The sequence below is a fragment of the Candidatus Sulfurimonas marisnigri genome (assembly GCF_015265475.1).
GTDB lineage: Bacteria > Campylobacterota > Campylobacteria > Campylobacterales > Sulfurimonadaceae > Sulfurimonas > Sulfurimonas marisnigri.
Genome location: NZ_CP054493.1, coordinates 2,474,511 through 2,488,728 on the forward strand (window position 1 = coordinate 2,474,511; position 14,218 = coordinate 2,488,728).

Consider the following 14,218-nt stretch of genomic DNA (forward strand, 5'->3'; position numbering starts at 1 on the left):
TAGATATATTTCAGATAGTTTTTTTAGTCGTAGTCTTCATTGTCGGTGTGATTGCTTTTCTTAAAGCTGCTACGAGTGATAAAAAAGAAAATTAGTAAACTAATTATAATCTTCTTATGATAAAATTACAAAAGTAAATAAATCTGTCTTAAAAGGAATATAATAATGGCTGAGAATAAAACAAATACAGATCGCATTAAAAGAATTTATGACCTTTGTGAAGATCACTTTGGAGATGTTCGTTTCGTTGGAGTAAAATTACAAAATAAAATTGGCTGGGTAGCAAAAGTACAATTTGATGGTGATTTTGAAAATTTGACTGCAGATGGTGAAACAAGTATTGATGCTCTACGTAAACTTAAAAATCGTGTTAAGAAAATCATAAAAAGATATAACGGTGTTTAGTAAATAGTTCTACAAGTAAAACGACCAACACACCAGGGAGGTCGTTTATAAATGTAATAATACCTTACTATTCTTATAAATAAATAATCTTTCCCTATTTCTATTTCTCTCTTAAAAATATTTTATTATTTGAAAATATTACTAAATTCTTTTAATATGTGTACTATTCACACAGTGCTCTAATGTGTGAATAGTTTAAACCTTTACTCTATCTAAATTTGATAATTCTTTATTTTTTTAAGAACTAATTTATATAAATGTTTTCTTAAAAAAGTATATTTTCCAATTGCCTTTGTTCCTATAATAGGGCTTGTTGAGCTTTTATTACTTACACTTATTTTTATAATTATTTTTTACTAATACCTATCTTTAGTTATTCACATTGGAGCTTCCAAAATATAATAATTTATCTTTAACATATAAATAATCAATTGTGAATAAACTGTCTTTATTAAATACTCATACTGTCAAAACAAATTTTAAAAAAGTCAACTTCGCTATTAATATGAAATTTTTTATTGTAAAGGTCAAACTCCAACTCATTAGCATGGAGAAGTAGTCTTGATGCGCCACTGTTGCTTATTCTCTGTAATGGAGTTAATTCCTTATCTAAAAACTTTACTATATTCTCTTCGCTCTGTCCATAAATTGGATCACCCACAATAGAATGTTTCACATGAAACAAATGAACTCTAATTTGGTGCTGTCTTCCAGTAAAGGGTGAACACTCAACTAGAGTCATATCTTTGTCTGGAAAGTATTTTAAAGGCTTTACATCTGTTTTTGACTTCTTTCCATCTTCATGCACTTTAACTACCATTCTTACTATTGCACTCTCATCCTGCTTTCTTAAAAGTGGGGCTTCTATACAGATATCATTTTTTACTTCTCCATGAACCATAGCTAAGTACTTTTTTTTCATATCTCGTTCTTGAAACATCATCTTTATATCTCGTTCACTATTTTTATTTTTAGAGCATAATACTAATCCGCTTGTCTCTTGATCTATTCTATGAGCAATATTAGCATCTCTTCCAAATTGGTATTTAAGTTCATCAATAAGTGAGTATGGTGTATTTCTATTTTGAGGATGAATAAGAAGCCCACTAGGTTTGTCAAAAACAACAAACTCATCATATTCTACATGTACTTGCAACCCTTTACTGATTGGCTCAAAACATATAAACTCAATTTCACCCTCTATCTCTGTAGATGATTTATCCATTATTTCACCATTAACAAGCACTCTTCCTTTTGATATAAAACGCTGTGCTTCTTTTTGCGTGTAACCTAACTCTTTAACAATAAATAAGAAAGCTCTCTGCTTTTCTTTAATAAACATTTTTTTTAAAATAAATGGCAAACTTTAATTCCTATTTAATGAATCTTTAATCAGTATTTTACATAGATTTATGTAGAATAAATCACTGAATTTTAACATAAAAACATAAGATAATTATCATAAGGGTTTAATATATGATCGAAAGATATTCTAGAGAAGAGATGAGTTCAAAATGGACTATGCAGGCAAAATATCAAGCTTGGTTAGACGTAGAAAAAGCGGTTGTAAAAGCTTGGGCAAAACTAGGAAAGATACCACAAGACGATGCAGATAAGATTGTAGCAAATGCTGGTTTTAATATAGAGCGAATTGATGAGATAGAAGCAGTTACTCGTCACGACCTTATAGCATTTACTACAAGTGTGTCTGAAACACTTGGTGACGAGAGCAGATGGTTTCACTATGGTATGACAAGCTCAGACACAGTTGACACTGCTGTTGCTCTCCAAATGAAATCTTCTTTGGAGTTAGTTATTGAAGATGTTAAGATGATTATGGAGTCAATCAAAAAAAGAGCTATGGAACATAAAATGACTCTTATGGTTGGTCGAAGTCATGGTATACACGGCGAGCCAATAACATTCGGTCTTGTGTTAGCTGTATGGTACGATGAGATGGCAAGACACTTGGAAAATTTGGAACAAACTCTTGTTGTCATAGGTGTTGGTCAAGTTAGTGGAGCAATGGGTAATTTTGCTCACGCACCATTAGAGCTCGAAGAGTACGCATGTGAAGAGTTGGGTCTCAAACCTGCACCGGCATCTAACCAAGTTATACAACGTGATAGATATGCTAGACTTGCTACTGCTTTGGCATTAATGGCAAGCTCTATTGAAAAATTTGCGGTACAAGTTCGTCACTGGCAAAGAACTGAGGTTTATGAGTGTGAAGAGTATTTTGCAAAAGGTCAGAAAGGCTCATCTGCTATGCCTCATAAAAGAAACCCTATATTAACAGAGAATATAACGGGATTAGCTAGAATGATTAGAGCTTATGCAATGCCCGCTATGGAAAATGTTGCTCTTTGGCATGAAAGAGACATCAGCCATTCTTCAACAGAAAGGTTTTGGTTACCAGATAGTTTTATAACAACTGACTTTATGCTTCATCGCATGAATAACGTTATTGCCAACCTAACTGTATACCCTGAGAACATGATCAAAAACCTAAACCTTACTGGTGGATTGGTTTTTTCTCAACGCGTTTTACTGGAACTTCCTATTAAAGGTGTTAGCCGTGAAGATGCATATAGAATAGTTCAGAGAAACGCTATGAAAGTTTGGGAAGAGATTCAACAAGGCAAACCTACTACAAATGAAGCTGGAGAGTCTTTGTATCTAAACCATTTATTGGCAGATGAAGAGCTAAGAAACTCTCTTTCAAAAGAACAGATAAGAGAGTGTTTTAACTATGACTATTACACTAAAAATGTAGATAATATTTTTGCAAGAGTTTTTAAATAAAAAGTTTAAAATATATAGGATAACCCATGATAACAATTATAAAGAGAAACGGCAGAACAGAAGCACTTGATATTACTAAAATACAAAAGTATACATCAGCTGCAGTTTCTGGATTAAGTAATGTGTCACAAAGTGAATTGGAAGTTGATGCACAGATTCATTTTCGTGATGGCATAACATCTAAAGAGATACAGCAAACATTAATCAAAACGGCTGTTGATAAAATTGACATTGACGCTCCTAACTGGACATTTGTTGCTTCGCGCCTTTTTCTATTTAACCTATATCATCAAGTAAATGGTTTTACCGGTTACTGCTCACTGGAAAAATATTTTAAAAGAGGCGAGAAAGAAGGAAGACTTCTTTTAGGCATTAGTGATATGTACGACCTTGATAGATTAGAAAAACATATAAAGCCTGAACGTGATATGCTATTTAACTATCTAGGCGTTAAAACACTCTATGACAGATATCTAATCAAAGATAGAAACTCTGACCCTATAGAGCTTCCTCAGCATATGTTTATGGCTATTGCCATGTTCTTAGCTCAAAGAGAAGAAAATAAGCATGAATGGGCTATTAAATTCTATGATATGGTAAGTCAGTTTCAAGTAATGCTTGCAACCCCTACTCTCTCAAATGCAAGAACAACTAGACACCAGCTTAGTTCTTGTTATATTGGCTCTACTCCTGACAATATAGAGGGTATCTTTGACTCCTACCAAGAGATGGCAATGCTATCTAAATTTGGCGGAGGGATTGGCTGGGATTGGACTGGAGTTCGCTCTATGGGTTCATATATAGATGGGCATAAAAATGCGGCAGGCGGAACAGTACCATTTTTGAAAATCACAAATGATATTGCTATAGCAGTTGATCAACTAGGGACCAGAAAAGGTGCCATCGCTGTTTACTTAGAACCTTGGCATATAGATGTCAATGACTTTTTAGATTTAAAGAAAAACTCTGGTGAAGAGCGTCGTCGTGCTCATGATCTTTTTCCTGCTATGTGGTTAAATGATCTATTTATGCAGAGGGTTCAAGAAGATGCAATATGGACACTTTTTGATCCTTATGACGCAGGAGAGTTAGCTACACTTTTTGGTGATGATTTTAACAAAAGATACAAAGAACTTGAAGAAGACGAGAGCATCATAAAAGAGAAAGTTAAAGCTAAAGCTCTCTGGAAAAAGATTCTAACATCTTACTTTGAATCTGGTTCCCCTTTTCTATGCTTTAAAGATAATGCTAACAGAGCTAACCCAAATAATCACACTGGTGTTATTAGAAGCTCGAACCTATGTACAGAGATATTTCAAAACACTAACCCAAACACTTATAAAATAAAATTCATCTTTGAAAATGGTGATAGCATCTCTTATGAAGAAGATGAAATAGTAAAAGTTGACAGTGGACTAGAAAAACCTGCGAAGAAAGTTACTGCACTTGACTCTCTTGGTGGTCAACCAATCTATGTAGTTGAAAAAGAGAAAATAAATGGAGATACAGCAGTTTGTAACCTAGCTTCTGTAAATCTCTCCCGTATAAATACAAAAGAAGAGATAGATAAAGTTGTTCCAATAGCTGTCCGTGCTTTAGACAATGTAATTGACCTTAACTTCTATCCAATTGAAAAAGTAAAACGCACAAATATGAAGAGTCGCTCCATTGGTCTTGGTGTTATGGGTGAAGCTCAGATGTTAGCCGAGAAATCAATAGCTTGGGGAACTCAAGAACACTTTGATAAAATAGATGAGATTATGGAGGCTGTTAGCTATAACACTATCTCAGCTTCTTCGGACTTAGCATTAGAAAAGGGCATCTATCCAGAGTTTAAAGGTTCTCAGTGGAGCAAGGGTGTAATGCCAATGGACCATGCTAGTGCTGAAGTAAAAAATCTTGTTGACCGTGGTGGACTTTTTGCCTCTTCTTATGAGTGGGATGAACTTCGGTCAAAAGTTAAAAATCAAGGGATGAGAAACGGTTACCTTATGGCCATAGCGCCTACAAGTTCTATCTCTATTCTTACAGGAACAACGCAGGCTATTGAGCCGGTATATAAAAGAAAGTGGTATGAAGAGAATCTATCTGGTCTAATACCAGTTGTTGTTCCTAATCTTTCACCTGAGACTTGGTCTTACTATACTCCTGCTTATGATCTAAACCAAACTCTTCTTATAAAAGCGGCAGCAATTAGACAAAAATGGTTAGATCAAGGTCAGAGCCTAAATATATTTATTACATTAGATAAAGCGAGTGGAAAATACCTAAATGAGATTTACATGTTAGCTTGGAAATTAGGTCTAAAATCTACATATTATCTACGCTCGCAATCACCAGAAGTCAATAATGACGTAGAAGACAGAAGTATGGAGTGTGTAGGTTGTCAATAAAATGAAGCCGATACTTGCAAAAGAGTTGCCAAATTTTTTAAAGAGGTTTGGCAATTTTGTTCATGGCGAACTTCGAAATATAGAAATCATCTCACCAACTGTTATTAAACTCACTATAGCAGGGCAGGACAGTGCTAGAGGTTTTGATTGGCTAACAATAGAGTTAGAGTTAAGTGGTGTTAGCGATGCAAAACTTTTGGATAGCTCCAAACTTCTACATGTAGATATGAGCAATGGCATAAATATAATCTTTGAAGAAAACAGTTTTGCTTTTGGCATTGGTGATTATCATAATTTATCTGGTATAAAAAATGCTGTGTGCTACATAATATCTTCTAGTATAAAATACAAAGAAGGATTATTTTAAGGAGAAACAGATGAAAAAGTACAATGTAAGAGGAAGTGTTTTAGGTTTTGAAGATACTATAAATATAGAGATACATGAAATTGATGAGCTTTTTTCAACGATGCAAGATATGGATAACAAAGATATATCTTTTACAATTATAAATCCTTACATGTTAAGAGAGTACTCATTTGATCTACCAACAGATATAAAAGTTATTTTAGGAATAAACGAAACATCTAATGTTAGTGTATATAACATAGTCATTATTCAAAAACCACTCGAAGATTCTACAATAAATTTTTTAGCCCCAATTATTATAAATAATGACAACAACAAGGTTGCTCAAGCTGTTCTTGATTCAAAAAGACATCCAGATTTCGGGATGAGTGAAACTATAAAATCTTTTAAAGAGCAATAATAAATATTTTTAAAACTCGTTAACACTCTATAAACAATTTAGTTATAAACTTTTATCATTAGAATAAGGAATAACTATGAAAAAATTACTTTTATTAGGTTTAGTAAATCTAAGCCTTTTATATGCGCAAGATGGTGTAGAGTTTAAATACGCACCCACTGACACACAGAGACAACACCCAACAAGCCAAAATTATATACTCTCTTACAATAATATAATTGAAAATGTAAGAACAAGCGTTGTAAATATATCTACTAAAAAAACTATCAACAATAGAGGGGAAGAGTCTAACCCATTTATGAATGATCCATACTTTAGAGAGTTCTTTAAAAATCAAAGACAAATTCCACAAGAAAGAGTTCAAAGAGCATTAGGCTCAGGTGTTATAATCTCTCAAGATGGTTATATTATTACTAACAACCATGTTATTGACGGTTCAGATACAATAAAAGTAAGTATTGCTGGAGATAAAAAAGAGTATGAAGCACAAATTATAGGTACAGATTCAAAAAGCGATTTAGCAATAATAAAGATAGAAGCAAAAGATTTAAATGCTGTGACTATCTATAACTCTGATAAAGTAAAAGTAGGTGATATTGTATTTGCTCTTGGAAATCCATTTGGCATTGGTGAAACAATTACTCAAGGTATAGTTTCAGCAACAAGAAGAAGTGGTGTTGGCATAGTAGAGTATGAAGATTTCATTCAAACTGATGCTTCCATAAATCCAGGAAACTCTGGTGGTGCACTTATAAACTCAGCAGGATACCTAATAGGAATAAACTCAGCAATTCTTTCAAAAAGTGGCGGAAATGTTGGAATAGGGTTTTCAATTCCTTCAAACATGGTCACCTCCATAGCAACTGAACTTATAAATAAAGGCAAATACAGTCGTGCTTATTTAGGTGTTGTGATTTCAGATATAAGTGCTGAAATGAGCAGTTTTTACAATGATAATTTTGGAGCATTGATAACAAGTATAGAAGATAATAGTCCTGCTTTCAAAGCTGGTTTAAAAAGAGGTGATTTAATAATTTCAGTTAATGGGAAAAAAATTCAAAGTGCAAGTGAACTTAAAAATAATATAGGCTCCTACTCACCATTAAGAGTTGTTAATGTTAAGTTTTTACGAGATAAAAAAATAGACATTCTAAATGTAACACTTGATTCATTAGACAAAAAATCTGTTTCTGGAGAGTTGACATATCAAGGACTTAAAGTAGTTCCTCTAAGCTCATCTTATAAACAAAAACTTGGAGCTAACATAAATGGTGTGTTAGTAATTGAAACTGAAGCAAATAGCAAGTCTCAAACTATGGGTATAAAAAAAGGTGATATTATATTGCAGATAGAAAATAGTGAAATAAGTACTTTAGATGATTTTAAAAGAGCAACATCATCTCAAGACAAAAAAAGATTTTTTATCTATCGTAGAGGTTCTATATTTGCAGTTGTACTGTAAATTTATGCATAGCACTTGGTGCTTTTTAATTATTATAACAGGAGAGAAAAATGCGAGTAGTTTGCCCTCATTGCAAAAGTGTTAATAACATACCACAAAAGGAGTCTTATAAAAAAGCAGTTTGCGGAAAGTGTAAAAAGTCACTTTTAGATACAAAGCCTGTAGAACTAACAGATACTAACTTTGATGAAGTAATAGTAAATAGTGATATACCTGTTATAGTTGATTTTTGGGCACCTTGGTGTGGACCTTGTAAGATGATGGGGCCAAATTTTGAAAAAAGTGCTACAAACTTCCCTCTTAAAACACTTTTTGCAAAGGTAAACACTGAAAATGAGCAAAATCTAGGTGCTAGATTTGGCATAAGAAGTATTCCTACAATTATAATATTTAAAAATGGCAAAGAAGTTCATAGAGCTTCAGGCGCGTTAGATGAAAACACTTTAAATAATTTAGTTTCACAACTTATATGATATTTAATAACTTATCCTATAATATTTAACTATATATAAAAGGATCTATTATGTCAAAAGATACAATAACACTAACAAATAATCGTGATGGCAAAAGTTATGAATTTCCGATACTAGATGCAACTGTTGGACCTTCAGTTGTTGATATATCTACGCTTTATAAAGAGATGGGTATTTTTACCTACGATGAAGGTTATACTTCAACAGCATCTTGTAAATCAAATATAACCTTTATAGATGGAGAAGAAGGGAAACTTATGTATCGTGGCTACAATATTGAATATTTAGCCAAAGAAAAAAGTTTTCTTGATACAGCTTACTTGCTTTTAAATGGTAATTTACCAAAAAAAAGTGAACTTGCCTATTTTTCTTTAGAGATGAAAAAGCGCTCATTTGTAAATGAGGCCATAAAAAAACTATTTGACGCCTTTCCTGACAATGCACATCCAATGGCTATTCTATCATCAGGTGTTTCAGCACTCTCAACTTTTTATTGTAAGCATTTAGAGATATTTACTCAAGAAGAATACTCAGAAATGGCAAACCGTATAGTTGCTAAAATACCTACATTGGCAGCTTTTTCATATAGATATTCACAAGGTTTGCCTATTATTTATCCTGATATGAGCAGAGGATTTACTGAAAATTTTCTCTACATGTTAAGGGCCTATCCACATAACTTTGTTGAAATGAGACCTATTGAGATAAAAGCTCTTGATACTATTTTTACTCTTCATGCAGATCATGAACAAAATGCTTCAACAACAGCTGTCAGAAACCTAGCTTCTACTAATGCTCATCCTTATGCCGCTATAAGTGCAGGTATTGGTGCTTTATGGGGTAAAAGTCATGGTGGAGCAAATGAAAGTGTAATTCGCCAGCTAGAGATGATAGGAAGCGTTGATAGAGTAGATGAATTTATAGCAAGAGCAAAAGATAAAAAAGACAACTTTAAATTAATGGGCTTTGGTCATCGTGTTTATAAAAATTTTGATCCGCGAGCAACAATACTTAAAAATATTCGTAATGAACTTATAAATGAATTAGGAATAAGTGGTCAACTAGTTGATGTCGCAAACAAAATAGAAGAGATTGCACTAAGTGATGAATATTTCATAAGTCGAAATTTATACCCAAATATTGATTTCTACTCAGGGTTGATTTTACAAGCACTTAAAATTCCTAAAGAGATGTTCGCAGTTATATTCGTAATTGGAAGAACACCAGGTTGGATTGCTCAATGGAGTGAATTAAATAGACAAAAAAGTGTGAAAATTGCTCGTCCTCGCCAACTATACACTGGTCCATTAGACAGAACTCCAAAGTATTAATATTTTGAAGGAGAGCTTGTAACTATTTTACAGAAAAAATTTAGTTTTTTTCTAAGTTGTGCTTTAGCTCTTAATATAAGAACAACAGTAATCTGTAACTGTTTTAATCTTTAAATCGAAAGATGAATTGGCACCAACCTCAAAAGTTTCCGGTGTATTTAAAGTTTTCCAATCTTCATTAGGAAGTTTGATTTCTAACTCACCACTAATCATTTCCATTATTTCTGCTTCATCTGTCCCAAAAGTATATTCACCAGGTAGCATAATTCCAAGAGACTTTACTGAACCATCTTCAAACTCGACTGTTCTACTAGTAACTTTACCATCATGATATATATTTGCTTCTTTTTTAACACTAACATTTTTAAAATTTGACATTATTATTTTCCTTATTTTATATGAATTCTAACATAATATTAATTTAACTTTGACATTTTTTTAACCTCAATAATTAATTCCTTTTGTCTTTCATAAACATATTCCATAAGCATCGAGTCATCATTAGAATCTTCGTCTAAATCACAAACAATCTTACAATACCCATCTATATCTTTAGCTGTACTCATAATAACTTTTGCACCCAATCTAAGTTGCATATAGCCATTATCAGATTTAGACTTTGGAATATTAAAAACTAGTAAAACATCCCTTGATTTCATACTTTCAATTTTCTCTGTATATTTTACTTTAAAAGCTATTGATTTTATTGATAAATCATTTATATTTCCATTAATAGTATTTCCATCTATCAGCATAGATATTGGTATTTTACTAAATGTTGTTACCCTTGCATACTTTCTAGAATTTGCATTAGTTTTTAAAAATTGAAAATTTTCTAAAATGGCAATTCTCTTTTTTAAATCTATTTGTTTTATTTCTGCACGAATATCATATAAAAAACTACTTGATTGTAAAACTGTTTCTTGTTCTATTTTCATAACAACACCTTGGAGCTGCTCAAAAGTTATGTATACCATATCATTAGTTATTTTAACAATTTTCGATGGAGTATTTATAACTAACCCATTATAAATATTGAGCAATTTAAACTGAATGTCATCATCAAAAGCATCGTCTAAAAGATTTTTTTCATTAATAATAATTTGTGTATTACTGGTATATTGGAGATAATCACAATGCATTTCTTTGTGTGTGAAATTTTTACTTTTAATATTGTCAAAAGTAATGAGAATATCACCAAAATCAAGGCTATTTAAATCAAATGTAAATACATCTATTAGTGGTTTATATTTTTGATTAGCAATATAATTTAATATTCTAGTATGAAAATCATCTGCTATAACATTTATATCTTCAAAATTTATATCTTCAAAAAGAGTTACATAAAAATTTCTTTCTAATTGAGCAAAAATAAGTCTTTTTTCTAGTATTGATTCCATAAATGATAGTAACTTACTAAATAAATTTTCCAAATCCACTATACTTAGCTCTTTTTGTAATTTTTCTATATTTTGTATGCTTATTGTAATACAAGAGAGTTGTTTATGTGTAATATTACTTTGTATGTGTTTTTCTTTTAGCAGTTCTACAAAACCAACCCTACTAGATATAAAATTTAACTGTTTTGGTGTTGAAGTGTCTAATTCTATATATATTATTTTCTCGTTTGTAGTTGTACTTACACTCTCAAAAATATAATTCTTTTTTCTATTATTATAGGCCATAGATTTTTTTATAACAATATCGTCTATTAAAAGTTCTTTAATATCAAGTTCATTAGAAATTTTTTCTTTAAATATTTCAAAATTATTGCATTCAAATAAATTTAATAATTCATTACTTATATATATTAGATTTCTGTTTTTGTAAATCATAAAATTTTGTGTTTGGAAAGTTATTTCTCCAACTAAGCGTTTAAAAAAATCTTGTAAATAAATTTCTCTATCTATCTTTATTTTTGCTATTATTTTATCAGTATCTTGATTTTGTGTTATTATATCTTTTGTACCAAGTAAGTATGTTAGTTGAAAAAGCATTAAATTATATTTTTTTGGAATAAGAAAATATATTAGAAAATTTGCTTTTTCTTTAAGTAAATTTTTTAATTTTATTGATATATTTTTATTTGCTTCATCAAGTTCTATTATATATATATCGAAGTTATCAACTGTATTTAACTCATAAATATCTAAAGAAATACTATTGTCAAAAGAGTCTAAAATTTTTTTAATATGCTCAGATGACGATGTTTTAAAATATAAATGGCAAAGACTCAAAAACTCTCCTTAAATAACAAAAAACAATATTATTTGAATTAAATTATAGCATATCAAAATAAAAATATTATGATTTTAGTTTTACCCTTTGCGAATGAGTAATTGCAACAGCTATAGCATCTGTAATATCCAGCGGTTTTATCTCTTTTTTTATATTTAAAAGATGCTTTACCATAAATGCAACTTGTTCTTTTGCTGCTTTACCATTTCCAGTTAGTGATTTTTTTACTTGTAATGCTGTATATTCACTGAATTGTCCAAATTGTTGAAGAATTATTAGCATTATTGCTCCACGAAATTGGGCTAATTTTATAGTTGTTTTTGGATTATGAGCATAAAATATGTCTTCCATAGCAACTTCATCAATAGCATGATTATTAAAAATACTCTCAAAAGCTTCAGCCATCTGCGGAATTTGAAACTGCAAATCATCTGCTTTTATTTTTATAAGCCCTGCTTCAATAAGTGAAATTTTTCCTTTTTCTAAAGATATAAGAGCATAACCCATATTCCTTGTCCCTGGGTCTATTCCGAGAATTAGCATCCTATTCCTAATATATAATTTAAATTATAAAATATTATATACAAATTATTCAAATAAATTACTTTTTAATATTTAATTAACTAAAATATAATAATTAAAAGGATAATAGTAGAATGTCTAAAGAATATGAGTGGGATATTTATGAAGAATTCAAAGAACAACTAGAAGATAAAATTCCGCAAATTGAATCTGCTATAAAAAATTTAGAGGATTCTCAAAATATACCTTACAATGTGAATAACCTTTTTAGAATATTTCACAGTTTTAAAGCAAATTCCGATTATCTCTCATTGATACCTTTAAAAGAACTGTCACATAAAGCCGAAACTGTTTTAGGTTGTATTAGAGAAGATAATGAAGTAGTTAGTGATTCAATCATCGAATGGATTTTTGAAATAAAAGACCAACTTGAGAGATGGTTAGAAGAGATGAACGATTATAAAACTGATTTACAAGCAATACCATTACACTTAAATAAAAAGATAAAAATTTCTAAATCTTATGTATCAGTTGAAGATAAACTCAAAACTATATCACTTGTATATATTGATAATAATAATAAAAGAGCTAAAAAAATCACCCCTTTTTTAGAAACTTTACTAAAAAGTGTTATTTCATTTAACTCTGAGTATTCTAAAAATATGATTAAAGATTGTGATCTTATCATGATAAATTTAGATGTTGATAATTATAAACATATAAAATTTATTCAAAATTTATATCCAAATATTCCTATAATTCCTATTTTTAATGATGTAGATTCTAATACGATAGAAAAATTACTAAAATTTAATATTACTCACTCAATTAGTTGTAAATTGAATAAAGAAAAATTAAAAAGAGAACTACGACTAATTGTTAAAACTTTTTTTAATTCTAAAAATATTTTAATTGATAATAAAAAAATAAATAGTTTCATTAAAACTCTAGAACCTCTTCCTAATACAATTTTTAATATAATTAAAGTTTGTGATGATGATGAAATGTCTATAAATGATTTAATAAAAGTTGTAAAATTAGATCCTATTATTGCAGCAAATATTATAAAATATGCTAATTCACCTATCTACGGTGTTATTGAATTAACAACTGTTGATAAAGCTGTTACAAGACTAGGTAAAAGAACTGTTAAAGCTCTTGCAATGAATGATATTCATAAAAATCTAAATACTATTAACCTTAGTTCTTATGATATTGACGAGACAGTCTTTTCTAAAGTTTCTATGACTAGACTATCATTAATATTAAAATGGTATTCAAAAGTTTCTATTGGAGATTTATCAATACTATCTTCAACTGCTTTACTTGGTAATATAGGTCAACTACTTATTTCAAAAGAATTAATGGATATAGGTAAAGATGATGAATTTAAAAAGTTATATAATGAATTTAATATTAAATTTGCTGAAGAATCTTTAATACAAACTACGACAACTATTATTAGTGCTCAAATATTAAATTATTGGAAATTACCTAATAATATAATAGATGTAATAACATATAGTGATAATCCGCTAGAAGCTCCTAAGGAAATAAGAAAATTAGCTATCGCAAATCATATTGTATATAAACTTATAGACCTAAGAGGGAATATTTTAGATGATATTCCTAATGATATTTTGGCTCTTATGAAAGATAATGATTTAGATTCAGAACTTTTATATAAATCATTAAACTCTGTTTCAAAATATAAATAAATTATTTATTCACATAATCACATTTATGTTATTCACATAATTTTAACTATGTTTATGCAAAATATTGATACTATTCACATATAAATTATTAAATAGGATTTTAT

At 30.1% G+C, this 14,218-nt stretch carries 13 protein-coding genes; 9 read left to right on the forward strand and 4 right to left on the reverse strand.

Annotated features, from left to right (window positions below; all coding sequences use genetic code 11):
• Window positions 1-165: 165 nt before the first annotated feature.
• Window positions 166-405 carry a hypothetical protein gene (locus HUE87_RS12500; RefSeq protein ID WP_194366703.1) on the forward strand — a complete coding sequence of 80 codons (240 nt, stop codon included), beginning with the start codon at window positions 166-168 and terminating at the stop codon, window positions 403-405.
• 451 nt (window positions 406-856) lie between these two features.
• Here the strand turns inward: HUE87_RS12500 and HUE87_RS12505 are convergent, their stop codons facing one another.
• A complete protein-coding gene (locus HUE87_RS12505; RefSeq protein WP_194366704.1) occupies window positions 857-1,768 on the reverse strand; it encodes an RluA family pseudouridine synthase in 912 nt (303 codons plus the stop codon).
• A gap of 113 nt (window positions 1,769-1,881) precedes the next feature.
• Here HUE87_RS12505 and purB point away from each other — a divergent pair, with 113 nt between their 5' ends.
• From purB to HUE87_RS12540, 7 genes are all read left to right on the forward strand, one after another.
• Window positions 1,882-3,210 (forward strand): adenylosuccinate lyase, encoded by a 1,329-nt coding sequence (gene purB, locus HUE87_RS12510; RefSeq protein ID WP_194366705.1) that lies wholly within the window; start codon window positions 1,882-1,884, stop codon window positions 3,208-3,210.
• Window positions 3,211-3,236: 26 nt separating this feature from the next.
• Window positions 3,237-5,603, forward strand: a complete 2,367-nt coding sequence (locus HUE87_RS12515) for a ribonucleoside-diphosphate reductase subunit alpha (RefSeq protein ID WP_194366706.1) — start codon at window positions 3,237-3,239, stop codon at window positions 5,601-5,603.
• Window position 5,604: 1 nt separating this feature from the next.
• Window positions 5,605-5,970, forward strand: a complete 366-nt coding sequence (locus HUE87_RS12520; protein ID WP_194366707.1) for a hypothetical protein — start codon at window positions 5,605-5,607, stop codon at window positions 5,968-5,970.
• Window positions 5,971-5,980: 10 nt separating this feature from the next.
• Window positions 5,981-6,370: a flagellar assembly protein FliW gene (gene fliW / locus HUE87_RS12525; protein ID WP_194366708.1), complete on the forward strand. Its 390-nt coding sequence runs from the start codon at window positions 5,981-5,983 to the stop codon at window positions 6,368-6,370.
• Window positions 6,371-6,446: 76 nt separating this feature from the next.
• The gene (locus HUE87_RS12530) at window positions 6,447-7,832 is read left to right on the forward strand and encodes a Do family serine endopeptidase (protein ID WP_194366709.1); all 1,386 of its coding nucleotides are present in this window, start codon (window positions 6,447-6,449) and stop codon (window positions 7,830-7,832) included.
• A 50-nt stretch (window positions 7,833-7,882) separates the two neighbouring features.
• Window positions 7,883-8,305 (forward strand): thioredoxin TrxC, encoded by a 423-nt coding sequence (trxC, locus tag HUE87_RS12535; protein ID WP_194366710.1) that lies wholly within the window; start codon window positions 7,883-7,885, stop codon window positions 8,303-8,305.
• A gap of 50 nt (window positions 8,306-8,355) precedes the next feature.
• On the forward strand, window positions 8,356-9,636 hold the full coding sequence (locus tag HUE87_RS12540) for a citrate synthase (RefSeq protein WP_194366711.1): 1,281 nt from the start codon (window positions 8,356-8,358) through the stop codon (window positions 9,634-9,636).
• 63 nt (window positions 9,637-9,699) lie between these two features.
• On the opposite strand, the gene ppnP is transcribed toward HUE87_RS12540, so the two are convergent.
• The 3 genes from ppnP to ruvC all read right to left on the reverse strand — a co-directional run bounded on the left by ppnP (window position 9,700) and on the right by ruvC (window position 12,417).
• Window positions 9,700-10,014, reverse strand: coding sequence for a pyrimidine/purine nucleoside phosphorylase (gene ppnP / locus HUE87_RS12545; RefSeq protein ID WP_194366712.1), 315 nt, complete (start codon window positions 10,012-10,014; stop codon window positions 9,700-9,702).
• Window positions 10,015-10,052: 38 nt separating this feature from the next.
• Window positions 10,053-11,873, reverse strand: coding sequence for a hypothetical protein (locus HUE87_RS12550; protein WP_194366713.1), 1,821 nt, complete (start codon window positions 11,871-11,873; stop codon window positions 10,053-10,055).
• A 67-nt stretch (window positions 11,874-11,940) separates the two neighbouring features.
• On the reverse strand, window positions 11,941-12,417 hold the full coding sequence (gene ruvC / locus HUE87_RS12555) for a crossover junction endodeoxyribonuclease RuvC (RefSeq protein WP_194366714.1): 477 nt from the start codon (window positions 12,415-12,417) through the stop codon (window positions 11,941-11,943).
• Window positions 12,418-12,530: 113 nt separating this feature from the next.
• Between ruvC and HUE87_RS12560 the strand changes: the two genes are divergently transcribed.
• Window positions 12,531-14,114: an HDOD domain-containing protein gene (locus HUE87_RS12560; RefSeq protein ID WP_194366715.1), complete on the forward strand. Its 1,584-nt coding sequence runs from the start codon at window positions 12,531-12,533 to the stop codon at window positions 14,112-14,114.
• The last annotated feature ends 104 nt before the right edge of the window (window positions 14,115-14,218 follow it).